Origin of the sequence: Serratia sp. ME47, from assembly GCF_903970925.1 — a bacterium.
GTDB lineage: Bacteria > Pseudomonadota > Gammaproteobacteria > Enterobacterales > Enterobacteriaceae > Serratia > Serratia ureilytica.
On record NZ_CAJCKE010000002.1, the window covers coordinates 248,255 to 271,216 of the forward strand.

A 22,962-nucleotide genomic window follows, 5' to 3' on the forward strand; every position below is an offset into this window, starting at 1 on the left:
TTTTGTCGAGTTATGCAAAATCCGACAAAACTGCTACAGAATCGTCAGGGGCGCAGCATGCTGCGCCCCTTTTGCATTACATCACCAGACGGCGAATGTCGGACAACATGTTGTTGATGATGGTGATGAAGCGCGCACCATCGGCACCGTCGATAACGCGGTGGTCGAAGGACAGCGACATCGGCATCATCAGGCGCGGCATGAACTCTTTACCGTTCCAGACCGGCTCCATCGCAGACTTGGAGACGCCCAGGATAGCCACTTCCGGCGCGTTGACGATCGGCGCGAAGTGAGTTGTCCCGATGCCGCCCAGGCTGGAGATGGTGAAGCAGCCGCCCTGCATCTCGCCCGCGGTCAGCTTGCCGTCGCGCGCTTTCTTGGAGATGGTCATCAGCTCGCGAGACAGCTCGGTGATGCTCTTCTTGTTCACGTCCTTGAACACCGGAACCACCAGGCCGTTCGGGGTATCTACCGCCACGCCGATGTTGATGTATTTCTTCAGCGTCAGCTTCTGACCGTCTTCGGACAGCGAGCTGTTGAAGCGCGGCATCTGCTCCAGAGCGGCAGCGACAGCTTTCATGATGAACACGACAGGCGTGAACTTCACGTCCAGCTTGCGCTTGGCCGCTTCTTCGTTCTGCTGCTTGCGGAACGCTTCCAGATCGGTGATGTCGGTTTTGTCGAAGTGAGTCACGTGCGGGATCATCACCCAGTTGCGGCTCAGGTTCGCGCCAGAGATCTTCTGGATGCGGCCCATTTCGACTTCTTCGATCTCGCCGAACTTGCTGAAGTCCACTTTCGGCCATGGCAGCATGCCTGGCAGACCGCCGCCGGCAGCAGCCGGGGCCGCTTCAGCGCGTTTCACCGCGTCTTTCACGTAAGCCTGAACGTCTTCGCGCAGGATGCGGCCTTTACGACCGGTGCCTTTCACTTTCGCCAGGTTAACGCCGAATTCACGCGCCAGACGACGAATGACCGGAGTCGCGTGCACGTAGGCCGCGTTCTCGGCGAACTCGCCTTTGTCTTCAGCTTTCGCAGCCGGAGCGGCGGCTTTAGCGGCGGCCGGCGCCGGAGCAGCGTCCGCTTTAGCGGCTGGAGCGGCGGCAGCGGCAGGCGCAGCGCCTTCCACTTCGAACACCATGATCAGGGAGCCGGTTTTCACTTTGTCGCCGGTCGCGATCTTGATCTCTTTCACGGTGCCCGCGAACGGCGCTGGCACTTCCATGGAGGCCTTGTCGCCTTCCACGGTGATCAGAGACTGCTCGGCGGCAACCTTGTCGCCCACCTTGACCATCACCTCGGTCACTTCGACTTCGTCACCGCCGATATCCGGCACGGCGACGTCTTTAGCCGCAGAGGCCGCAGGCGCTGCAGCGGCAGCCGGTGCTTGCGCCGCAGCCGGGGCCGCAGCGGAAGCGGCGCCGGCCACTTCGAACACCATGATCAGGGAACCGGTTTTCACTTTGTCGCCGGTCGCGATCTTGATCTCTTTCACGGTGCCCGCGAACGGCGCAGGGACTTCCATGGAAGCCTTGTCGCCTTCCACAGTGATCAGGGACTGCTCGGCTTCCACCTTATCGCCCACTTTCACCAGGAGCTCGGTCACTTCGACTTCGTCGGCGCCGATATCCGGCACGGCAACGTCTTTGGCCGCAGCGGTAGCCGGGGCAGCTGCTGCTGCTGCCGGTTTTTCTTCCGCTTTCGCCGCCGGTGCAGCTTCCGCTGCGCCTGCCGCTTCGAAGATCATGATCAGTTTGCCGGTTTCGGTTTTATCGCCGACCGCCACTTTGATCTCTTTCACCACGCCCGCCTGCGGGGAGGGCACTTCCATGGAAGCCTTGTCGCCTTCCACGGTGATCAGCGATTGTTCCGCTTCAACTTTATCGCCGACCTTCACCAGAATCTCGGTGATTTCGACTTCATCTGCACCGATGTCCGGTACGTTGATTTCGATAGACATTATTCAGTACCTCTTAGGCCAGACGCGGGTTAACTTTTTCCGGGTTGATGTCGAATTTCTTGATTGCATCAGCAACCACGGAAGCTTCGATCTCACCGCGTTTAGCCAGTTCACCCAGAGCAGCAACCACCACGTAGGACGCATCGACTTCGAAGTGGTGACGCAGGTTTTCGCGGCTGTCCGAACGACCGAAGCCGTCGGTGCCCAGTACGCGATAATCGCTGGCCGGCACATAAGTACGAACCTGTTCGGCGAACAGTTTCATGTAGTCGGTAGAGGCTACCGCCGGCGCGTCGTTCATCACCTGAGCGATGTAAGGCACGCGTGGCGCTTCGGTTGGGTGCAGCATGTTCCAACGCTCGCAATCCTGGCCGTCGCGCGCCAGTTCGGTGAACGAGGTCACGCTGTAGGTGTCGGAACCCACGCCGTAGTCCTTCGCCAGGATCTGCGCAGCTTCGCGCACGTGGCGCAGGATGGCGCCGGAGCCCAGCAGCTGCACCTTGCCTTTGCTGCCTTCCAGCGTTTCCAGCTTGTAGATACCCTTGCGGATACCTTCTTCCGCACCCTGCGGCATCGCAGGCATGTGGTAGTTTTCGTTCAGCGTGGTCAGGTAGTAGTACACGTTTTCCGGGTTGTCGCCATACATGCGCACCAGACCGTCGTGCATGATGACCGCCACTTCGTACGCGTAAGCCGGATCGTAAGAGATGCAGTTAGGGATGGTCAGAGACTGAATGTGGCTGTGGCCATCTTCGTGCTGCAGACCTTCGCCGTTCAGGGTAGTACGGCCCGAGGTCCCGCCGATCAGGAAGCCGCGCGCCTGTTGGTCGCCCGCTGCCCAGCACAGGTCGCCGATGCGTTGGAAACCGAACATCGAGTAGTAGATGTAGAACGGAATCATCGGCAGATCGTTGGTGCTGTAGGACGTCGCTGCGGCCAGCCAGGAAGAGGCTGCGCCCAGTTCGTTGATGCCTTCCTGCAGGATTTGGCCTTTCTCGTCTTCTTTGTAGTAAGCAACCTGCTCACGGTCCTGCGGGGTGTACTGCTGGCCGTTCGGGCTGTAGATACCGATCTGACGGAACAGACCTTCCATACCGAAGGTACGCGCTTCGTCGGCGATGATTGGCACCAGGCGATCTTTGATCGACTTGTTCTTCAGCATCACGTTCAGGGCACGCACGAAAGCGATAGTGGTGGAGATCTCTTTGTTCTGCTCTTCCAGCAGCGAGCTGAAATCTTCCAGCGCCGGCATTTCCAGCTTCTGGGTGAACTCCGGCAGACGGGTAGGCACATAGCCTTTCAGAGCCTGGCGACGTTCGTGCAGGTATTTGTACTCTTCGGAATCTTTCTCGAAGGTGATGTACGGCAGTTTTTCGATGTCAGCATCGGCAACCGGCACGTTGAAACGATCGCGGAAGTGGTGAACCCCTTCCATGTTCATTTTTTTCACCTGGTGAGCGATGTTTTTACCTTCCGCGGTTTCACCCATGCCGTAACCTTTGATGGTGTGAGCCAGGATAACGGTCGGTTTGCCTTTGGTGTCCTGCGCTTTTTTCAGTGCAGCGAAGATTTTCTTCGGATCGTGACCACCACGGTTCAGCGCCCAGATTTCGTCGTCGGTCATGTCTTTGACCAGCGCCGCGGTTTCCGGGTAACGGCCGAAGAAGTGCTCGCGCACGTAAGCGCCGTCTTTGGATTTGAAGGTCTGGTAGTCGCCGTCCAGGGTCTCGTTCATCAGCTGAACCAGTTTACCGCTGGTGTCTTTGCGCAGCAGCTCGTCCCAACGGCCGCCCCAGATCACTTTCAGCACCTGCCAGCCTGCGCCGGAGAAGATGCCTTCCAGTTCGTTGATGATCTTGCCGTTACCGGTGACCGGGCCGTCCAGGCGCTGCAGGTTGCAGTTGATGACGAACACCAGGTTGTCCAGCTTCTCGCGGGTGGCGATGGTGATGGCGCCTTTGGATTCCGGCTCATCCATCTCACCGTCGCCCAGGAAGGCGTAAACGGTCTGCTCAGAGGTGTCTTTCAGGCCGCGGTGTTCCAGGTATTTCAGGAACTTCGCCTGATAGATGGCGCTGATTGGGCCCAGGCCCATGGATACGGTCGGGAACTGCCAGAATTCCGGCATCAACTTAGGATGCGGGTAAGAGGACAGGCCGTTGCCGTGCACTTCCTGACGGAAGTTGTTCATCTGTTCTTCGGTCAGGCGGCCTTCAAGGAAGGCGCGCGCGTAAACGCCCGGAGAGATATGGCCCTGGAAGTAGACCAGGTCGCCGCCGTCTTTCTCGTTGCGTGCGCGGAAGAAGTGGTTAAAGCAGACTTCATAGAAGGTCGCGGAAGACTGGAAGGAAGCCATGTGGCCGCCCAGCTCCAGGTCTTTCTTGGATGCGCGCAGAACGGTCATGATCGCGTTCCAACGGATCGCAGAGCGAATGCGGCGTTCCAGATCCAGGTTGCCTGGGTAAGCCGGTTCGTCTTCTACCGCGATGGTGTTGACGTAGTTGTGCGCTGCAGCACCGGCCGCAACGTTAACGCCGCCTTTGCGGGCTTCTCCCAATACCTGATCAATCAGAAACTGAGCTCGCTCAACACCCTCTTCACGGATGACCGATTCGATCGCCTGCAGCCAGTCGCGGGTTTCGATCGGATCCACGTCATTGTTTAAACGTTCTGACATGGTGGTATTCCTTATCTGTCTAATGGTTTGTTTGGAGCCTGTCTTCCTGTGCTCTGTGAAAAAACACACGAAGACAGGCCCATCAGTTTAGTTGCCGCTTAAGTACTTAACTAAGTACCTCGAACTTAACCCCCGCAGGCTGGTGTACCCTGAAGAGGACAGCTCTTAATCCTTGCGTTGCTGGAGACGCCGCAGCGATCTCTCGCGCCGAGTATGCTCCCGGCTGAGATCCAGCAAGATTTCCTCGATAAACGCCAAGTGGCGATGCGAGGCTTCACGGGCCTTTTCCGGCTCGCGTGCCACAATCGCCTCAAAAATTCCGGCGCGGTGGCTGCTCACTTTTGCCAACATCTCACGGCGCGAGTAGAGCAATTCAAAGTTCTGACGCACGTTCTGTTCCAGCATCGGCCCCATGCAGCGTAGCAGGTGAAGTAACACAACGTTGTGAGCGGCTTCAGTCACGGCGATTTGATACTGCATGACCGCATCGGCTTCGGCGTCGAGATCGCCGCTGTCTTGAGCCTGTTGAATCACGATATGGCAATCGCGGATGCGCGCCAGATCTTCATCGGTGCCGCGCAGCGCCGCGTAATAGGCGGCAATGCCTTCCAGCGCGTGACGGGTTTCCAGCAGATCGAACTGTGATTCGGGATGGTCGGCCAGCAGCTCGGCCAGCGGATCGCTGAAGCTCTGCCACAGATTAGTTTGCACGAAGGTGCCGCCGCCCTGACGGCGCAGGAGCAGCCCTTTCGCTTCAAGGCGCTGAATGGCCTCTCTCAGAGAAGGACGGGAGACATCAAATTGTTTCGCCAGCTCGCGCTCCGGAGGCAGTTTTTCGCCTGGGCGCAGTGTCCCCTCGAGGATCAGGTATTCGAGCTGTTGCTCGATAACATCTGACAACTTGGGTTGGCGGATTTTGCTGTAGGCCATGAGTGAATTCTTCTCTGCGAATGGCGCGGAGTCAATTGGTAATACCAATTTCAAAAACGTGACGGTAAAGTAACAAAGTATTCACCTCCTGTCCATACGGGCCTTGATCGAAATCAGGTTACCCGCACATTTTAACACCCCGCTGAAAACCCCGCTGCAAACCGGTAACGCCGTGATGGTATTACCATTTACGCGGCGGGTTGGGGATTTAACTTTTACCAAACCTTACGCAAGGCAGAGTGCAAACTTTTTGCCCGAGTTTTATTGCATGGTTATTACGCTTTAATGAATGGCTATTTGGCGAGCAGCGCAACGGCGGTTCGTTCATTATTTGAACGCGACCCACCGTTCAGATCTACGTTATTTTTGCGCATTATGTGATTTGTTGCTTATTTCATGCACTGAATCCCCCCTGCCGTCACACAACCCGCATTTTGTTTCCTAAACTGCTGCAATCTTAATCACTCACACGACAAAGCAGGTGCAAACCGACGCGCATAACATTATTCTCTGCCAAACGGTAGCGGCGCCGTGGAATTAATAGCTATAACGCCGTAAATAAAACAAAACACACATCGTAACCACTGCTTTACAGGCAGGTGGGCATTCACAACGACAGAGGGTTAGATTGATGGATGGTCAACAGCATGGTGACCAGCTGAAGCGCGGCCTGAAAAACCGCCATATTCAGCTCATCGCCTTAGGTGGCGCAATCGGCACCGGGTTATTTCTCGGTATCGCTCAAACAATAAAAATGGCCGGCCCGTCAGTGCTTCTCGGCTACGCCATCGGCGGCTTCATCGCGTTTCTGATCATGCGCCAGCTGGGGGAAATGGTGGTGGAAGAGCCGGTCGCCGGTTCCTTCAGCCACTTCGCCTACAAATACTGGGGCAACTTCGCCGGCTTCGCCTCCGGCTGGAACTATTGGGTGCTGTATGTCCTGGTGGCGATGGCGGAGCTGACGGCGGTCGGCATCTACGTACAGTACTGGTGGCCGGAGATCCCCACCTGGGTTTCCGCCGCGGTATTCTTCCTGGCGATCAACGCCATCAACCTGGCCAACGTGAAAGTTTACGGCGAGATGGAGTTCTGGTTCGCCATCATCAAAGTGGTGGCGATTATCGGCATGATCGTGTTCGGCGCCTACCTGCTGTTCAGCGGCATGGGCGGCCCGGAAGCCACCGTCACCAACCTGTGGGCACAGGGCGGGTTCTTCCCGAACGGCGTCATGGGCCTGGTGATGGCGATGGCGGTGATCATGTTCTCCTTCGGCGGCCTCGAGCTGGTCGGCATCACCGCCGCCGAAGCCGACAACCCGCAAAAAAGCATTCCGAAAGCCACCAATCAGGTGATCTACCGCATCCTGATCTTCTATATCGGTTCACTGGCCATTCTGTTGTCGCTGTACCCGTGGGGCAAAGTGGTTGAAGGCGGCAGCCCGTTCGTGCTGATCTTCCACGCGCTGAACAGCAACCTGGTGGCGACCGTGCTGAACATCGTGGTGCTCACCGCCGCGCTGTCGGTCTACAACAGCTGCGTCTACTGCAACAGCCGCATGCTGTACGGCTTGGCGCAGCAGGGCAACGGCCCGAAAAGCCTGCTGAAGGTCGACGGCCGCGGCGTGCCGGTGGTGGCCATCGGCATTTCCGCCCTCGCCACCGCGCTGTGCGTGCTGATTAACTACCTGATCCCGGGCCGCGCCTTCGAACTGCTGATGGCGTTAGTGGTATCGGCGCTGGTGATCAACTGGGCGATGATCAGCCTGGCGCACCTGAAATTCCGCGCAGCCAAAAACCGCGAAGGCGTGGTGCCGAAGTTTAAAGCGTTCTGGTACCCGTTCAGCAACTACCTGTGCCTGCTGTTCATGGCCGGCATCCTGGTGATCATGTACCTGACGCCGGGCATTCAAATCTCGGTGCTGCTGATCCCGGTATGGGTGGCGATCCTGGCCGTCGGTTACGCCATCAAACAGCGCAGCCAACGTGTCGACGGCGTCACCAGCCGTTGAATCGCGTGACCGCGCAATAAAATGGCCCGCAGATGCGGGCCATTTTTTTCGTCTGTACGCCGCTTACTTGCGCAGCGCTTTCACCTGCTCGGCGGTGACGTCCGCCGGCAAACCGCCCCAGGTCACCCGCAGGTAGTTTACCAGTTCCGCCACGTCGGCATCGCTCAGACGCTCGCCGAAGCCCGGCATGCTCTGCATGCTTTCACCGTTCGGGAACTGCTGGGCCGGCAGGCCGTCCAGCACCGACACGATCAGGTTCTTGCCGTCCGCCTGGCGCAGCGTGGCGTTATCGCGCATCGCCGGTGCGACGTGCGGTTTGCCTTCGCCTTCGCGCGCATGGCAGCCGGCGCACTGATCCAGATAGGTCATGCGCCCGGCATCGCTGCCCTGCCCCATTTTCACCGGCACTGCCGCCGGCGGCTGCTCGCCCATCAGATACAGCGCCAGCGCCTGATGGTCTTCCGGCGTCAAATGACGGGTGCTGAGATCCACCACCATATGCATCTCACTGAAGGCCGAACCCTGCGGCGCGAGGCCGGTGCCGAGGAAGCGGCTGACGTCCTGCGGCGTCCAGCCGCGCTGCGCCAGACCGCGCGGCGTAATGTCCGGTGCCATGAAGCGGCCGAGATCGCCGCCCTGCATCGGCTTGCCGAGATCCATCTGTCCCAGCGCGCCGCGCGGCGTGTGGCATTCGCCACAGTGGCCCAGCACGTCGGCCAGATAGCGGCCGCGCTGCCATTGCGGCGAGCTGCCCTGCGAACTGGCCGGCAGCGGATCCTGGCTGCGGAACAGCAGATTCCAGCCGATCAGCGCCATGCGCTGGTTGAACGGGAACGGCATGTCGTTGGCCGGAATGGCCACGTCCACCGCCGGGCGCGTCATCAGGTAAGCGTAGATGTCATCGGCGTCCTGACGCGAAATGCCCTTGTACGAGGTGTAAGGCATCGCCGGGTACAGGTGCCGTCCGCCCGGCGCCACGCCCTGCGTCAGCGCCAGGAAGAAGTCGTCCTTGCTCCAGCGACCGATGCCGTGGTCGGCCGACGGCGTCAGGTTGCTGCCGTAAATCGTGCCGAACGGCGTGTCCAGCGGATAGCCGCCGGCCAACGGCGCCCCGCCGCTGGCGGTATGGCAGGCGGCGCAGTCGGCGGCCTGCGCCAGATAGCGGCCGCGCGCGATCTGTTCGGCGCTGGCAGTCACCTGCTGCACCGGGCCGTCGTAACGGCGGTTTTCCCGCCACCACAACAGCGCAATCACCACGATCGCCACCAGCACAATCAACACTGCGAGACGTTTTTTCATTGCGCCGTCTCCTTCAGCAGGCCCGGCGTTTTCAGCACCACGTCGCGCACCGCTTCGTAGTAGCGCACGTAGCCGGTGCAGCGGCAGATGTGGCTGTCCAGCGCCTGCTCGATGGCGCTCTCCAGCTGATCGCGGGCGATCGGCTCACGCTTGAGCTTTTCCACGAAGATGGTGGCGGCGTTGACGAAGCCTGGCGTGCAGTAGCCGCACTGGAAGCTGTAGTGCTCCAGAAACGCCTGCTGGATCGGCGACAGCTCAACCACCTCCCCCTGTTCGTCCACCCTGGCGTGGCCTTCGACGGTGCGCACTTTCTTGCCGTTGAAGAAATGCGCGCCGGTGATGCAGGTGCGCACCTCTTCGCTGGTGCCGCTCGGGTGATCGACAATAGCCACGCAGGCGTGGCAAATGCCCTGCCCGCAGCCGAGGCGCGAACCGGTCAAATCGAGATACTCGTGCAGGAAATCGATCATCATCAAGCCTTCCGGCACCTCGATCGGGCCGTACTGTTTCTCGTTGATGGTCAGGGAAATCGGCTGGGTTTTAATGCTCATTGTAATACCTCACGAATATTTTCTGCACGAACGGGCAAATCACGGAAACGGTGGCCGGTGGCGTCGGCAATGGCGTTGACCAGTGCGGCCACGATCGGGATCATCACCACTTCCGCCATGCCTTTCGGCGGATCGGTTTCCGACAGCGCCGGCAGGATGTCGCCGCTCTGTTTCCATACCGCCACGTCGCTGGCGCGCGGCAGGTGGTAACGGTTGAAGTTCCAGGTGCCGTTGCCCGGGCCGTCTTCGTACAGCGGTAAATATTCGTGCAGCGCATGGCCGATGCCCATCGCCAGCCCGCCCTGCAGTTGGCCGGAAACCAGTTCCGGCACGATCAGGTTGCCACACTCCATGATCGAGTGGTGATTCAGCAATTCCACCTGGCCGGTGGCGATATCCACCGCCACTTCCGCCAGCGTGCCGACGGCGCTGTAGTAGGTCACCGCCGCATTGTTGCGCTGGGTCGGCGGGTAGTAGACCTGCCCGCGCGCCAACGGTTTGAATTCGCCGCCGGCGTTGCGCAGCGCCATGCCGTCGATCGGCAGGCGTTCGCTTTTGCCGTTCAACGTGAAATCGGCCTCCGCCCACTGCCAGCGGTTGAACACATGCACCGCCGCGCCGGTGACGCCGCCCATCTGATAAGCCGTCTTGGCCAGCAGCTCGAGGCTCAGCACCGACATGCCCGCCGCCGTCAGGCCGCCTTCGACCCAACGCGCATCTTCGCGCCGCACCACCAGCGGCGCCGCCTGGCCGCCGCCGATACCGGCCTGCCACAGCGCCATCGCCGCCGGCCACAGGCCGTGATCGAAGATCAGGCGCGCCGCTTCGCGGGTGCTGTGCGAGAAGTAATAGGCCGAGTTGCTGGCGCTCGAAGGCGAACAGTAGCTCGGCGTCCAGTTGGGGTTGGTTTGCAGCTTATCCTGCTCTTCCTGCGACATCAGGTAAGGATCGCCGCTGGTGACCATCGGCAATACCGACCAGTCGGTGACCGAGAAGTGCGCTTCGTCGGCCGGTTTGCCCAGCCACTGCGCGCACAATACCGACTGCGAGGTCGACATGCCGGTGCCCATCTCCGCGCCACTGTGATGCAGGGTGATGCGGCCGTCTTCGCTCAGCTCCACCCGGGCGAACGAGGTTTCCGCCCCGGTGCCGAAGTCTTTCTGCACGCAGCCGAAGCCGACGCCATAGCGCTTGCCGGGATGGCGGCTCTCAAACTCGGCCTTGCGTTCGGCGCGCTTAAGCCATATCTCATGCTTCGCCGCCTTTTCCAGCACTTCATCGGCGCGGATCGCACCGGCCGGGATCGCCCCCTGGGTGTTTTTCATGCCGGATTTCAGCACGTTGCGCAGGCGGAACTCGATCGGGTCAATCTTCAGCTCGGCGGCCAACTCATCCACCATCATCTCGGTGGCGGCCATGCTCTGCAGCGTGCCGTAACCGCGCGCCGAACCGGCGTCGATGGCGCGTGAAGCCAGCCCGACCGACGACAGATCGCTTTTCGGGAAGTAGTAAATCGACTGGGCGGCGGTTGCGCCGACCATCACCACTGAAGGGGTAAAGTTGCTGCGACCGCCGCCGTCCGCGGTCATGTCACCGAGGAACGACTGCATGACGCCGGTCTGCTTATTCACCGCGATGCGGTAGTTCATGTCGAACGCGTGGCGCTTCAACGCCGTCTGGAACTGTTCGAAGCGATCGTTGGCCAGGCGCACCGGGTGGCCGTCGCCATACATCGCCGCCACCGCGCCGTAATACGGGAAGTTGTAGTGGTCTTTCGAGCCGTAGCCCACGGTGTAGCACGGGTGCAGGATCAGCTGTTTCACCGGCGGATTGCGCTTGGCCAGCATGCGCGGCATCTCGTCGGCCACTTCCTGCGGCGACTGAGTCGGCACCACCAGATGCAGGGTTTGCGTCTGCGCGTCGAACCAGCCGTTGGCGTTGTCCGGCTCCAGCGCCGAGGTGTCGATCGACTGCGTGGTGTAGCGGCGTGACATCACCAGCCAATCGGCCGGCGGGTTTGCCATCTCGTCGGCGATCAGGCCCGCATAGCGCATGCCTTCCTGATCCAGCTTGCCGCCCTCGCGCCCTTCCGGCCACACCGGCAGATGTTTTTTCATCGATACCGGGAAGATTGGCGTGTCCTTCAGGCTGGAGAAGCGATCGTCGTCGAACGGCTGATCGCCCCCCACCCGCACATAGCGGAAGCTGCCCCAGGGATCGCGCTCCAGCGGGCCGGTGACCGCGCCGTATTTGATGGTTTCTTCGCGGAATTTCAGCTTGTCCTTGGCGAAGCGGAAACGGGCGAAGTCGTGATAGATCAGGATCGCCACCGCCTGGCCGAGGTAGGCCGGGGTTTTGCCGCTCGGCAGCAGCATGTCGTCACCGTAGAACGCCGGAAAGGCCAGGCCGTCGCGCGCCAGATCTTCCGCCGTCACCAGGCGATCCGGCTGCAGATCGTCCCCCAACAGCGACAGATCGACCCCTTCGAACAACCGGTCGGCCTTGGTCACGCGCAGAATGAAGGCGTGCGCCTGTTTCTGCGGCCAGTGCGGCATGTCCACCGCGCGGATGTCGCGCGCGAACACCTTCTGCCCCATGACCTTGGCGCGGCCGTCGATACGGAAACGCACGCGCTTGGCCTGCGGATCCCAATTGGGCGACTGGAGGATTTTTTGCTCGAACAGCGCGGCGTAGGCGCGGCTGTACAGGGGCGCGAGGTACACGGAGACCCCCGCAATCACGGCGCTTTTGATAAAGCGACGCCGCGACGGGTTGAAATTGCTCATAAATAAGTCCTTCACGTCTTTCTTGTAATTGGTTTTTGTTCGCGGTGTTGTTGCGCAAACGCTGACGACCTTGCCGTAGACGTCATAAGCATATGCTTATAACTAAAATTATGTGATGATTAACAGGCTGTTTTCAACAAAAAAACATTTGCAAAACACATAAGGTTTGTACGCTAATAAATAATTTGCGCAAACGCGGGCTTGAACCATGATCACGGGCATCATTATTACCGCCGCCGGACGCGGGGAGCGCTTTATTCGGGCCGGCGGCCAGGGCAACAAACTGAACGCCGGGTTTGCCGATGCGGCGGGCGAGCGGCGTTCGCTGTTCGAACACACCCTGCGCCAGGCGCTGGCTTCCGAGCTGCCGGTGCAGGTGGTGACCCGTCCGGATAATCTGCCGGTGCTGGCAGCCTGCGCCGCCAATCAGGTGCCGGTTACCCTGCTCGCCAGCGCGGGCCTCGGCGACTCGATCGCCGCAGGCGTTGCGGCCACGCCGCACTGGCAAGGCTGGCTGATCCATCTGGCCGATATGCCGTTCGTCGGCGCCGATGTCTTCCGGCAGGTGGCGAGCGCCTTACGGCAACACGCGATCGTACGCCCCAGCTATGCGCAACAGCCCGGTCACCCGGTCGGCTTTTCCGCCCTATTGCGCAAACAACTTTGCCAACTGCGCGGCGATAATGGCGCCCGTGGGCTGCTGCAAGGCACAGCGGTGCACCTGTTGCCGCTTGAGCACCCCGGCGTCGTGCAGGATATTGATCTTCCATCGCAACTTCCGGCCAGCGAGTAAATTCACCTATGCAACATCTTGATGTCACCGTGGTCAGCCAGGCGATAAACTGGCTGCAACACCAGCCGGTCTGGTTATGCACCGTCCTCAGCACCTATGGTTCTTCGCCGCGCTCGCCGGGCGCGCTGATGGCGGCGACCCGCGACGGCCGCTACAGCGGTTCGTTGTCGGGCGGGTGCGTGGAGGAGGACTTTCTGCGCCGCGTAGCCGCCGGGGAGTATCAGGCGGCCAGCCAGGTGATCCGTTACGGCGAAGGCGGTATGACGCCCAATGTGGCGCTGCCGTGCGGCGGCGTGCTGGACGTGCTGATCGAGTATCTGCCGGCGGGAGAAGCCAGCGTCGCTTACCTGCGACGCATCGCCGGCGCGCTGGAAGGGCATCACGCGCTGATCAAACGCCTGACGCTGCCCCACGCCTGCCACAGCCTCGAGCAGAGTCATTTCACCAGCGCCACCCAGGTGGAACGCCGGCTCGAACAGATTACCCTGCATATCGCGGCCGCGCCGCGCCTGCTGATCGCCGGGCTGTCCAGCGTGGCGCTGTACTGCGCCGATTTCGCCGTGACGCTGGGGTTTGAGGTGCTGGTTTGCGAGAATCGCCCGGAGGCGCTGGATAACTTCGCCGCCGAGTTAAAACCGGGCGTGACGCTGCTGCGCCAGTTTCCGGCCAAGTTCATTGAGGACGGCGGTTGCCACGCCAATACCGCCGTCGTGGCGCTGACCCACGATCCGCGTATGGACGATCTGACGCTGATGGAAGCGATCCACACTCCGGCGTTTTACATCGGCGCCATGGGATCGCTGAGAAACAGCGCGCGGCGGCGCCAGCGGTTGCAGCAGATTGCCGAATTCACGCCGCAGGAGTTGGAACGCATCCATGCGCCGATCGGCCTGCCGCTGGGCAGCAAAACGCCGGCGGAGATCGCCCTGGCGGTGATGGCGGCGATCGTGCAGCAGAAAAACCGGCGGCCGGCCGCCGACGGGATCAGTGCAACGGCACCACCGGCACCAGATGCTGCAGCTCCAGATGCAGCTCCTCTTTCCCGCTCAGCGAATAGCTGAACACCGTCATGTCCGGCCCGTCAGCGCGGGCCAGCCCCATTTCGGGCAGCACCTGCGTGTAAATTTTAATGATGTGATCATTGAGCGCCACCGGCTTGCCGGAATAGCGAAAACGGCAAAACTCGCCGTGGATCTCCGGCAGCGGCTCCAGCGCCACGCCTTCACGCAGCGGATAGTCCGTCGTCACGCCCAGGGTATAGTCGACTCTGACCCGCTCGCCGTCCGGCACCAGTTGGGTAAACGAATAGGTTTGCGTCGGGCGCTCGCCCAACAAGGTGTAAAACTGCGCCCGCAGCGCGCTGCGCTGCGGCAGATGCGACTTATCCAACCTCTCTATGTCCAGGTGGTAAGCGTACTGCTTGCCGTGAAAAGCGTATTGCCCTCTGGCGATGCTGACGCGTTCAACCTCAATATCGCCGGGCTGGCTGGCCGCGAGTGAACGCACCAGATTGCTGAAGTCCTGTTTGCGGGCATGACGATAAACGCTGGGCGACTCGGCGAAGTGTTTCTTGAAACAGCGCGAGAACGTCTGCTGATTATCGAATTGATATTCAACCGAAATGTCCAGAATGCTCTTCTGCGTGAAGCGCAAGGCGAAGGCGGCGAGGTAGAGGCGACGAGCGCGGATGTAGGAGGCTAACGACAATCCGGTCTGCTTCTTGAACATGCGCTGCAGGTACCATTTCGTATAGCCTGACTTGGCGGAAACGATATCCAACGACAGCGGATTGGTCAGGTTGTCTTCAATCCAGACCAGCAATTCCCTGATGTGACTTTCCTGCGTACCCATGTGCTTGCCGAACCTTATGTTACCGATATTCCATTAGTCGAATTTTAGTGCTATCCGCGTAGGGTATACAGGTTAAAACTCGCCGTCCAGCAAGCTACAGGACTTTACACAGTCCCCCATCACCGCCCGCGGGCGGCGAAGGGGGCAACGCTTATTTCAGGCAGCTGGCGCATTGGCCGGCCTGGATCTTCTGGAAGAAGTCATTGCCTTTGTCATCCACCAGGATAAACGCCGGGAAATCTTCCACTTCGATTTTCCAGATCGCTTCCATGCCCAATTCAGGGTACTCCACGCACTCCAGGCTCTTGATGCTCTGCTGCGCCAGCACCGCCGCCGGGCCGCCGATGCTGCCGAGGTAGAAGCCGCCGTGCTTGTGGCAGGCATCCGTCACCTGCTGGCTGCGGTTGCCTTTCGCCAGCATGATCATGCTGCCGCCGTGAGATTGCAGCAGATCGACGTAGGAATCCATACGCCCGGCGGTGGTCGGCCCCAAGGAACCGGACGCATAGCCTTCCGGCGTTTTAGCCGGGCCGGCGTAGTAGATCGGGTGATCCTTGACGTACTGCGGCAGGCCCTCACCGCGATCCAGGCGCTCTTTCAGCTTGGCGTGCGCGATATCGCGGCCAACGATGATGGTGCCGCTCAGCGACAGGCGGGTGGAAACCGGGTACTGCGACAGCTGTTTGAGGATCTCGGCCATCGGACGGTTGAGATCGACCTTGATCGCCTCGCCTTCCCCGGCCTGGCGCAGCTCCTGAGGAATGAATTTACCCGGATTGTGCTCCAGTTTTTCCAGCCAGATGCCGTCGCGGTTGATCTTGCCTTTGATGTTGCGGTCCGCCGAACAGGAAACGCCCATGCCGACCGGGCAGGAGGCGCCATGACGCGGCAAACGCACGACGCGGATATCGTGCGCGAAGTATTTGCCGCCGAACTGCGCGCCCAGCCCCAGTTTTTGCGCTTCTTGCAGCAGTTCCGCTTCGAGTTCCAGATCGCGGAACGCCTGACCATGCTCGTTGCCTTCGGTCGGCAGGCCATCGTAATACTTGGTCGAGGCCAGTTTGACGGTTTTCAGCGTCGCTTCCGCCGAGGTGCCGCCGATGACGAACGCCACGTGGTACGGCGGGCAGGCCGCAGTGCCCAGCGTGCGCATCTTGTCGACCAGGTAGTTTTTCAGCTTGCCCGGCGACAGCAGCGCCTTGGTTTCCTGATACAGATAGGTTTTGTTGGCTGAACCGCCGCCCTTGGCGATGCACAGGAACTTGTACTCTTCGCCGTCAACGCTGTAGAGATCGATCTGCGCCGGCAGGTTGCTGCCGGTATTGACCTCTTTGTACATATCCAGCGCGGCGTTCTGCGAATAGCGCAGGTTCTCTTCGATGTAGGTGTTGTACACCCCACGCGACAACGCTTCTTCATCGCCGCCGCCGGTCCAGACGCGCTGGCCCTTTTTGCCGACGATGATCGCCGTGCCGGTGTCCTGGCAGGTCGGTAAAATACCCTTGGCGGCGATTTCTGAGTTACGCAGAAATTGCAGCGCAACGTACTTGTCGTTTTCGCTGGCGTCCGGATCTTTGAGGATATCGGCCACCTGCTGTTGGTGCGCCGGGCGCAGCATGAACGACGCGTCGTGGAACGCATGCTGGGCAAGCAGGGTTAACGCTTCTGGGGCAACTTTCAGTATTTCCTGGCCTTCAAACTCGCTCACGGAAACGTGGTCGCGGCTCAGCAGGTAATATTCGGTATCGTCTTTCTTCAGCGGGAACGGATCTTGATAGTGGAACGGTTTATTCGACATTGATCTCTCACTTGCAACATCAGCTGCGTTAAATTCACACTTGCGGCGCGCGAGGCGGCGCCTTGTCAAAAAACTGCCTTCACCTTACGTATTTTTAATCAGTCAGTTATTGCGCCAAATCGCAAAATAACCGCTCTTTGCGTAAGGGATTGCCACAGGCGGCGTTTCAACCTTGCTCGGTGAGAACTGCGGGTACAGGCTCATCATGCACGCTTTATTATCCCGCAGTTAACACATTGATTACAATCCATCGGTGGCGATCGCTTTATCAATGTGGCGAAAAAGCGCCGGATGCGATTTGCGCCGGTGCGTATTGTCAGCCGCCGCGCCATTGCTTAAGCTAGCCGCAATGAACAAACCGAGAATCCCCATCGTGCTGCAACAAGCGGTGATGCGCTGCCTGCGAGAAAAGCTGCAGTTGGCCCGCCAGCATTTTGCCGTCGAGTTCCCCGAACCCAGCATCGTCTATCAGCAACGCGGCACCAGCGCGGGCACCGCCTGGCTGCAAAGCTGGGAAATCCGCCTGAACCCGGTGCTGCTGCTGGAAAACCAACAGCCGTTTATCGATGAAGTGGTGCCGCACGAACTGGCGCACCTGCTGGTGTTTCGCCAATTCGGCCGGGTGGCGCCGCACGGCCGCGAATGGCGCTGGATGATGGAAAGCGTGCTGCTGACGCCCGCCAGCCGCACTCACCGTTTCGAAACCGCCTCGGTGCAAAGCAAGACCTTCCCCTACCGCTGCGCCTGTGGGCAGCACCCGCTCACCATTCGCCGCCATAACCGCGTGCTGCGCGGCGAAAGCGAATACCGCTGCCGCCGATGCGGCGAAAAACTGAAATTTCTTGCTAGCGAGAACCTTTAGTTAAACGATTTATACGTTAAAACAAGCAAATATCGCCATTTGCCACTACCGGCAAGTTCCGTTACCCTGCCTGCTTTTCCAATTTTGAGCTGTTTTGGAATATGCTTCGCAGAATTTTGTTTATGGCGGTTTTCGCCGCAGGCGCCGTACAGGCGCACGGCATCAATAACTTCTCTCAGGCCAAAGCGGCGGCGGCCAAGATTAACCAGGATGCGCCGGGCAGCTTTTACTGCGGCTGCCGCATCGACTGGCAAGGCAAGAAGGGCATCCCGGATCTCGCCGGCTGCGGCTATCAGGTGCGTAAAAACGCCCAGCGCGCGCAGCGCATCGAGTGGGAACACGTGGTGCCGGCCTGGCAGTTCGGCCACCAACTGCAGTGCTGGCAAGACGGCGGACGCAAAAACTGCAATAAGGACGCCACCTATCGCCAGATAGAAACCGATCTGCACAACCTGCAGCCGGCGATCGGCGAAGTGAACGGCGACCGCAACAACTTCATGTACAGCCAATGGAACGGCGGCGCAGGCCAATACGGGCAGTGCCCAATGAAGGTGGACTTCAAGAATAAACAGGCGGAGCCGCCCGCCCGCGCCCGCGGCGCCATTGCCCGCACCTACTTCTACATGCGCGATCGCTACCAGCTGCGGCTGTCACGCCAGCAAACCCAACTGTTCGAGGTGTGGAACCGGCAATATCCGGTGAGCCAATGGGAATGTCAGCGTGAAGCACGTATCGCCAAGGTGCAGGGCAACCACAACCCCTATATTCAACAGGCTTGTCAGCAGCGGAAAAGCTAACCTACTATAGCCTTTATCTTTCATGGCGCCGCCAACCCGCGGCGCCGTTTCGTCAGGATCAGACTACCCATGCGCATACCCCGCATTTACCATCCGCAGCCGTTGACCGACCGGGCGGAGATCGCCCTCAGCGAGGACGCCGCCAACCACGTCGGGCGCGTGCTGCGCATGAGCGCCGGCCAGGCGCTGCAGCTGTTCGACGGCAGCAACCAGGTGTTCGACGCCGAGATAGTCCGGGTGGACAAAAAGAGCGTGCTGGTGCGCCTCGGCGACGGCCGCGTGGAGGACATCGAATCGCCGCTCAACCTGCATCTGGGCCAGGTGATCTCGCGCGGCGAGAAGATGGAGTTCACCATCCAGAAATCCATCGAGCTGGGCGTCAACGTCATCACCCCGCTGTTTTCCGAGCGCTGCGGCGTCAAGTTGGACGGCGAGCGTCTGGCGAAGAAAATCCAACAATGGCAGAAGATCGCCATCGCCGCCTGCGAACAGTGCGGCCGCAACCGCATTCCCGAAATCCGCGAGGCGATGTCGCTGGAGGCCTGGTGCGCCGAGCAGGACGGCAGCCTGAAACTCAACCTGCACCCGCGCGCCAGCCACAGCATCAACACGCTGCCGCAGCCGGTAGACCGCGTTCGCCTGCTGATCGGCCCGGAAGGCGGTTTGTCCGCCGACGAAATCGCCATGACCACCGACCACGGATTTACTGATATTCTGCTGGGACCACGCGTTCTGCGTACCGAAACCACAGCGCTCACCGCCATTACCGCTCTGCAGGTCCGCTTCGGCGACCTGGGTTAAAGGAGAAAAGATGATTAAGCTCGGCATCGTGATGGATCCTATCGATTCCATCAACATCAAGAAAGACACCAGCTTCGCCATGCTGCTCGAAGCGCAGCGCCGCGGTTACGAATTGCACTACATGGAGATGAACGATCTCTATCTGCACGCCGGTGACGGGCGCGCCCGCACCCGCCTGCTGAGCGTGAAGGAAGACAAGGAGAGCTGGTTCAGCTTCGGCGCCGAGCAGGATCTGGCGCTGCACGATCTGGACGTGATCCTGATGCGCAAGGATCCGCCGTTCGATACCGAATACATCTACGCGACCTACATTCTGGAACGCGCCGAAGTCAAAGGCACGCTGGTGGTCAACAAGCCGCAAAGCCTGCGCGACTGCAACGAGAAGCTGTTCACCGCCTGGTTCTCGGAACTGACGCCGGATACGCTGGTCAGCCGCAGCGCCGCGCACATCCGCAAATTCCACCAGCAGCACGGCGACATCATCCTGAAACCGCTGGACGGCATGGGCGGCGCGTCTATCTTCCGCGTGAAGCAGGACGATCCTAACCTGTCGGTGATCATCGAAACCCTGACCGAACACGGCAGCCGTTTCTGCATGGCGCAGAACTTCCTGCCGGCGATCAAGGACGGCGACAAGCGCATCCTGGTGGTGGACGGCGAGCCGGTGCCTTACTGCCTGGCGCGCATTCCGGCGCAGGGTGAGACCCGCGGCAACCTGGCGGCCGGCGGCCGCGGCGAAGCGCGCCCGCTGAGCGAAAGCGACTGGAAAATCGCCCGCGCCGTCGCCCCGACGCTGAAAGAGAAAGGGCTGATCTTCGTCGGCCTGGACGTGATCGGCGATCGCCTGACCGAAATCAACGTCACCAGCCCAACCTGCGCGCGCGAGATCGAGGCGGCATTCCCGATTTCGATTACCGGCATGCTGATGGACGCCATTGAAAAGCGCCTGGCGGCGAAATAATGCGTCATGCGGGCGGCATGCCGCCCGCTATTCTGTATCGCGCCCGCCAAAGCCCGCCTTTCCGGCAGCGGCTTGAAAGGCGGCGGGTATAGCCGCATACTGGCGGCTGTTTATTTTCTCACCCATTGATTACCTTATACTAACGCCATGAATTTACAGCACCATTTTCTGATCGCCATGCCAACGCTGCAGGATCCTCGCTTCAAGCGCTCGGTGATTTACATTTGCGAGCACAATGAAGAAGGCGCCATGGGTTTGGTGATCAATAAACCGGTGGAGCAGTTCACGGTAGCCACGGTGCTGAGCAAGCTGAAGATCATGCCGCCTGCGCGCGATCCGGCCATCAGCCTGGACAAACCGGTGTTCGCCGGCGGCCCCCTGGCGGACGATCGCGGATTTATCCTGCATACGCCGCGCCACGGCTTTGGCGCCAGCATTCAAATTTCCCCCAACACCATGATCACCACCTCGAAAGACGTGCTGGAAACGCTCGGCACGCCGGAGCAACCGGACGACGTGCTGGTGGCGCTGGGTTATGCGGGTTGGGAAAAGGGCCAGTTGGAGCAGGAAGTATTGGAAAACGCCTGGCTGACCATCGAAGCCAACACCGACATTTTGTTCCGCACGCCGATCGCCAGCCGCTGGCGCGAGGCGGGGAACCTTTTGGGTATCGACATTCGCAGCATCGCCAACCACGCAGGACACGCCTGATGAGTAACCGCACCATTATCGCCTTCGACTTTGGCACCAAAAGCATCGGCGCGGCCGTCGGCCAGGAGTTGACCGGCAGCGCCCGCGCCCTGCCGGCTTTCAAAGCGCAGGACGGTTCGCCGGACTGGCTGAAAATCGAAAAACTGCTGAAGGAGTGGCAGCCGGATTTGGTGGTGGTCGGCCTGCCGCTGAACATGGACGGCACCGAACAGCCCGTTACCGCCCAGGCGCGCAAGTTCGCCAACCGCCTGCACGGCCGCTTCGGCATCCAGATCGATCTGCATGACGAGCGCCTGAGCACCGTGGAGGCGCGCGCCAACCTGTTCGATCGCGGCGGCTTCCGCGCGCTTGATAAAGGCAGCGTGGATTCCGCCTCCGCGGTGGTTATCCTCGAAAGCTGGTTCGAACGGCAGCTGGGCTAAACGCCCGTTCCCTCCCCCGCGCAGTCCCCCAACACACCGGCGTCGATCCGCTGCTGCAAACCTTGCTCAAAGGTTTGCATGCCGGACTGCGCGCCGGTTTGCAACACGCTCGCCAACTGATGCGTTTTCCCTTCACGGATCAGGTTGCTGACCGCCGCCGTCGCCGTCAGCACTTCAAAGATCGCCACTCGTCCGCCGCCGGGGCGCCTCATCAGCTTTTGCGCGATCACCGCTTGCAGGCTGCCCGCCAGCTGGGCGCGCACATAGGGTTTCTCTTCCGCCGGAAACACGTCCACCAGCCGTTCTACCGCCTGCGGCGCGCTGCGGGTATGCAGCGTCGTCAGCACCAGGTGGCCGGTCTCCGCCGCAGTGAGCGCCAGCCGGATGGTGGCGGTATCGCGCAGCTCGCCCAGCAGGATCACATCCGGATCTTCGCGCAGCGCGGCGCGCAACGCCGCATCGAAGCTGTGGCTGTCGCGGCCGATCTCCCGCTGCTGGATCAGCGATCGCCGGCTGCGATGCAGGAACTCGATCGGATCTTCCAGCGTCAAAATATGCCGCTGCTGGTGCCGGTTGATCTCGTCGATCATCGCCGCCAGCGTGGTGGACTTGCCGCTGCCGGTGGCGCCGGTGACCAGGATCAATCCGTCGGCGCGCCGCAGCAGCGCCGGGACGATGGCCGGCGCCGCCAGCTCGGCAAGCGAAGGCGATTGCCCGGCGATACGCCGCAACGCGAGAGAAATCCCCGCGCTTTGTTGAAAAACGTTGGCGCGCAACCGCTCCCCGCCCGGCCTGTGCAACGCCAGATCGACCTGCCCCAGCCGCCGCAGGCTCTCGCGCTGCTGCGCATTCAGCAATCCATCGCAGAGGGCCTGCGCGCCTTGCGCCGTCAGCGTTGGCGCCGCCGCCAGCGGCTGCAGTTCACCGTCGATGCGCAACATCGGCGGATGACCGGCACAAAGGTGCAGATCGGAAGCATTATGCTTTACACTAAGGGCCACGAATTCATCGATATCCATATCACTCTCCCGGGTCAATAATGAGCACTATCCAACAGAACCTGCAGGATGTCAGAAACCGCATCGCGGCCGCCGCGCAAAACTGCGCACGGGCGCCGGAAGACGTTGCTCTGCTTGCAGTCAGCAAAACCAAACCTGTGGCGGCGATCGAAGAAGCCATCGCCGCCGGCCAGCGCGCCTTCGGCGAGAACTACGTGCAGGAAGGGGTAGACAAGATCCGGCATTTCGCCGAGTCGCCGCAGGGCGGTGAGTTGGTGTGGCACTTTATCGGCCCGCTGCAATCCAATAAGAGTCGGCTGGTGGCGGAACATTTCGCCTGGTGTCATACCGTGGATCGGCTGCGCATCGCCCAGCGCCTGAGCGATCAGCGCCCGGCCGACATGCCGCCGCTCAACGTGCTGATTCAAATCAACATCAGCGATGAGCAGAGCAAATCCGGCATCGCGTTGAACGAACTGCCGGCGTTGGCCGACGCGATCGCGGCGCTGCCGAATCTGGCGCTGCGCGGCCTGATGGCCATCCCGGCGCCGGAAACGGATTATCAGCGGCAGTTGGCGGTATTCAGCCGGATGAACGACGCATTTCTCGCCCTGCGTCAGCGTTATCCGCAGGCCGATACGCTGTCGATGGGCATGACGGACGATATGGCGGCGGCGATCGCCGCAGGCAGCACCCTGGTGCGCATCGGCACCGCAATTTTTGGCGCCCGCGACTACTCGCAGGCCTGACAAACAGA

Annotated in this window: 19 protein-coding genes; 10 read left to right on the forward strand and 9 right to left on the reverse strand. The window is 60.6% G+C overall.

Annotated elements, in window-relative coordinates; genetic code table 11:
- Positions 1–76: 76 nt before the first annotated feature.
- The 3 genes from aceF to pdhR all read right to left on the reverse strand — a co-directional run bounded on the left by aceF (position 77) and on the right by pdhR (position 5,567).
- Positions 77–1,960, reverse strand: coding sequence for a pyruvate dehydrogenase complex dihydrolipoyllysine-residue acetyltransferase (gene aceF / locus H7A77_RS03350; protein WP_182073818.1), 1,884 nt, complete (start codon positions 1,958–1,960; stop codon positions 77–79).
- A 13-nt stretch (positions 1,961–1,973) separates the two neighbouring features.
- On the reverse strand, positions 1,974–4,637 hold the full coding sequence (gene aceE / locus H7A77_RS03355) for a pyruvate dehydrogenase (acetyl-transferring), homodimeric type (RefSeq protein WP_033632104.1): 2,664 nt from the start codon (positions 4,635–4,637) through the stop codon (positions 1,974–1,976).
- A 165-nt stretch (positions 4,638–4,802) separates the two neighbouring features.
- The gene (gene pdhR / locus H7A77_RS03360) at positions 4,803–5,567 is read right to left on the reverse strand and encodes a pyruvate dehydrogenase complex transcriptional repressor PdhR (RefSeq protein ID WP_004937490.1); all 765 of its coding nucleotides are present in this window, start codon (positions 5,565–5,567) and stop codon (positions 4,803–4,805) included.
- Positions 5,568–6,198: 631 nt separating this feature from the next.
- Here pdhR and H7A77_RS03365 point away from each other — a divergent pair.
- A complete protein-coding gene (locus H7A77_RS03365) occupies positions 6,199–7,575 on the forward strand; it encodes an amino acid permease (protein ID WP_004937488.1) in 1,377 nt (458 codons plus the stop codon).
- Positions 7,576–7,638: 63 nt separating this feature from the next.
- On the opposite strand, the gene H7A77_RS03370 is transcribed toward H7A77_RS03365, so the two are convergent.
- Genes H7A77_RS03370 through H7A77_RS03380 form a run of 3 tightly spaced genes read right to left on the reverse strand, consistent with a single transcriptional unit; the run spans position 7,639 to position 12,211 of the window.
- Entirely contained in the window at positions 7,639–8,874 is a 1,236-nt protein-coding gene (locus tag H7A77_RS03370; protein WP_182073819.1) for a cytochrome c, read from the reverse strand.
- Positions 8,871–9,425: a (2Fe-2S)-binding protein gene (locus H7A77_RS03375; protein ID WP_163966480.1), complete on the reverse strand. Its 555-nt coding sequence runs from the start codon at positions 9,423–9,425 to the stop codon at positions 8,871–8,873. The genes H7A77_RS03370 and H7A77_RS03375 overlap by 4 nt, the downstream gene beginning before the upstream one ends.
- A complete protein-coding gene (locus H7A77_RS03380) occupies positions 9,422–12,211 on the reverse strand; it encodes a xanthine dehydrogenase family protein molybdopterin-binding subunit (protein WP_182073820.1) in 2,790 nt (929 codons plus the stop codon). Before H7A77_RS03380 ends, H7A77_RS03375 begins: the two co-directional genes overlap by 4 nt.
- A gap of 208 nt (positions 12,212–12,419) precedes the next feature.
- Between H7A77_RS03380 and H7A77_RS03385 the strand changes: the two genes are divergently transcribed.
- Together H7A77_RS03385 and H7A77_RS03390 are read left to right on the forward strand one after the other, a co-directional pair.
- The gene (locus H7A77_RS03385; RefSeq protein ID WP_164106414.1) at positions 12,420–13,004 is read left to right on the forward strand and encodes an NTP transferase domain-containing protein; all 585 of its coding nucleotides are present in this window, start codon (positions 12,420–12,422) and stop codon (positions 13,002–13,004) included.
- 8 nt (positions 13,005–13,012) lie between these two features.
- On the forward strand, positions 13,013–14,065 hold the full coding sequence (locus tag H7A77_RS03390; RefSeq protein WP_182073821.1) for an XdhC family protein: 1,053 nt from the start codon (positions 13,013–13,015) through the stop codon (positions 14,063–14,065).
- Here H7A77_RS03390 and H7A77_RS03395 read toward each other — a convergent pair.
- Both H7A77_RS03395 and fumA read right to left on the reverse strand, forming a co-directional pair.
- A complete protein-coding gene (locus H7A77_RS03395) occupies positions 13,989–14,855 on the reverse strand; it encodes a helix-turn-helix domain-containing protein (RefSeq protein WP_182073822.1) in 867 nt (288 codons plus the stop codon). The two genes, H7A77_RS03390 and H7A77_RS03395, sit on opposite strands and share 77 nt — an antisense overlap.
- 151 nt (positions 14,856–15,006) lie before the next feature.
- Entirely contained in the window at positions 15,007–16,653 is a 1,647-nt protein-coding gene (gene fumA, locus H7A77_RS03400) for a class I fumarate hydratase FumA (RefSeq protein ID WP_089192247.1), read from the reverse strand.
- A 349-nt stretch (positions 16,654–17,002) separates the two neighbouring features.
- Here fumA and H7A77_RS03405 point away from each other — a divergent pair, with 349 nt between their 5' ends.
- The 6 genes from H7A77_RS03405 to ruvX all read left to right on the forward strand — a co-directional run bounded on the left by H7A77_RS03405 (position 17,003) and on the right by ruvX (position 21,207).
- Positions 17,003–17,515, forward strand: a complete 513-nt coding sequence (locus H7A77_RS03405) for a SprT family zinc-dependent metalloprotease (protein WP_089192248.1) — start codon at positions 17,003–17,005, stop codon at positions 17,513–17,515.
- A 101-nt stretch (positions 17,516–17,616) separates the two neighbouring features.
- A complete protein-coding gene (endA, locus tag H7A77_RS03410; RefSeq protein ID WP_025304243.1) occupies positions 17,617–18,312 on the forward strand; it encodes a deoxyribonuclease I in 696 nt (231 codons plus the stop codon).
- Positions 18,313–18,381: 69 nt separating this feature from the next.
- Positions 18,382–19,113: a 16S rRNA (uracil(1498)-N(3))-methyltransferase gene (rsmE, locus tag H7A77_RS03415; RefSeq protein ID WP_025304244.1), complete on the forward strand. Its 732-nt coding sequence runs from the start codon at positions 18,382–18,384 to the stop codon at positions 19,111–19,113.
- A gap of 10 nt (positions 19,114–19,123) precedes the next feature.
- Positions 19,124–20,074, forward strand: a complete 951-nt coding sequence (gene gshB, locus H7A77_RS03420) for a glutathione synthase (protein ID WP_033651325.1) — start codon at positions 19,124–19,126, stop codon at positions 20,072–20,074.
- Between the two features lie 147 nt (positions 20,075–20,221).
- A complete protein-coding gene (locus tag H7A77_RS03425) occupies positions 20,222–20,785 on the forward strand; it encodes a YqgE/AlgH family protein (protein ID WP_004937452.1) in 564 nt (187 codons plus the stop codon).
- Positions 20,785–21,207 (forward strand): Holliday junction resolvase RuvX, encoded by a 423-nt coding sequence (gene ruvX, locus H7A77_RS03430; protein WP_015379046.1) that lies wholly within the window; start codon positions 20,785–20,787, stop codon positions 21,205–21,207. The genes H7A77_RS03425 and ruvX overlap by 1 nt, the downstream gene beginning before the upstream one ends.
- Here ruvX and H7A77_RS03435 read toward each other — a convergent pair.
- Positions 21,204–22,226, reverse strand: coding sequence for a type IV pilus twitching motility protein PilT (locus tag H7A77_RS03435; RefSeq protein WP_182073823.1), 1,023 nt, complete (start codon positions 22,224–22,226; stop codon positions 21,204–21,206). The two genes, ruvX and H7A77_RS03435, sit on opposite strands and share 4 nt — an antisense overlap.
- Before the next feature lie 20 nt (positions 22,227–22,246).
- Between H7A77_RS03435 and H7A77_RS03440 the strand changes: the two genes are divergently transcribed.
- The gene (locus H7A77_RS03440) at positions 22,247–22,954 is read left to right on the forward strand and encodes a YggS family pyridoxal phosphate-dependent enzyme (protein WP_042785369.1); all 708 of its coding nucleotides are present in this window, start codon (positions 22,247–22,249) and stop codon (positions 22,952–22,954) included.
- The last annotated feature ends 8 nt before the right edge of the window (positions 22,955–22,962 follow it).

Coding starts and splice junctions, on each gene's coding strand:
- aceF (WP_182073818.1), bottom strand. CDS start 1,960: ATGTCTATCGAAATCAACGTACCGGACATCGGTGCAGATGAAGTCGAA.
- aceE (WP_033632104.1), bottom strand. CDS start 4,637: ATGTCAGAACGTTTAAACAATGACGTGGATCCGATCGAAACCCGCGAC.
- pdhR (WP_004937490.1), bottom strand. CDS start 5,567: ATGGCCTACAGCAAAATCCGCCAACCCAAGTTGTCAGATGTTATCGAG.
- H7A77_RS03365 (WP_004937488.1), top strand. CDS start 6,199: ATGGATGGTCAACAGCATGGTGACCAGCTGAAGCGCGGCCTGAAAAAC.
- H7A77_RS03370 (WP_182073819.1), bottom strand. CDS start 8,874: ATGAAAAAACGTCTCGCAGTGTTGATTGTGCTGGTGGCGATCGTGGTG.
- H7A77_RS03375 (WP_163966480.1), bottom strand. CDS start 9,425: ATGAGCATTAAAACCCAGCCGATTTCCCTGACCATCAACGAGAAACAG.
- H7A77_RS03380 (WP_182073820.1), bottom strand. CDS start 12,211: ATGAGCAATTTCAACCCGTCGCGGCGTCGCTTTATCAAAAGCGCCGTG.
- H7A77_RS03385 (WP_164106414.1), top strand. CDS start 12,420: ATGATCACGGGCATCATTATTACCGCCGCCGGACGCGGGGAGCGCTTT.
- H7A77_RS03390 (WP_182073821.1), top strand. CDS start 13,013: ATGCAACATCTTGATGTCACCGTGGTCAGCCAGGCGATAAACTGGCTG.
- H7A77_RS03395 (WP_182073822.1), bottom strand. CDS start 14,855: ATGGGTACGCAGGAAAGTCACATCAGGGAATTGCTGGTCTGGATTGAA.
- fumA (WP_089192247.1), bottom strand. CDS start 16,653: ATGTCGAATAAACCGTTCCACTATCAAGATCCGTTCCCGCTGAAGAAA.
- H7A77_RS03405 (WP_089192248.1), top strand. CDS start 17,003: ATGAACAAACCGAGAATCCCCATCGTGCTGCAACAAGCGGTGATGCGC.
- endA (WP_025304243.1), top strand. CDS start 17,617: ATGCTTCGCAGAATTTTGTTTATGGCGGTTTTCGCCGCAGGCGCCGTA.
- rsmE (WP_025304244.1), top strand. CDS start 18,382: ATGCGCATACCCCGCATTTACCATCCGCAGCCGTTGACCGACCGGGCG.
- gshB (WP_033651325.1), top strand. CDS start 19,124: ATGATTAAGCTCGGCATCGTGATGGATCCTATCGATTCCATCAACATC.
- H7A77_RS03425 (WP_004937452.1), top strand. CDS start 20,222: ATGAATTTACAGCACCATTTTCTGATCGCCATGCCAACGCTGCAGGAT.
- ruvX (WP_015379046.1), top strand. CDS start 20,785: ATGAGTAACCGCACCATTATCGCCTTCGACTTTGGCACCAAAAGCATC.
- H7A77_RS03435 (WP_182073823.1), bottom strand. CDS start 22,226: ATGGATATCGATGAATTCGTGGCCCTTAGTGTAAAGCATAATGCTTCC.
- H7A77_RS03440 (WP_042785369.1), top strand. CDS start 22,247: ATGAGCACTATCCAACAGAACCTGCAGGATGTCAGAAACCGCATCGCG.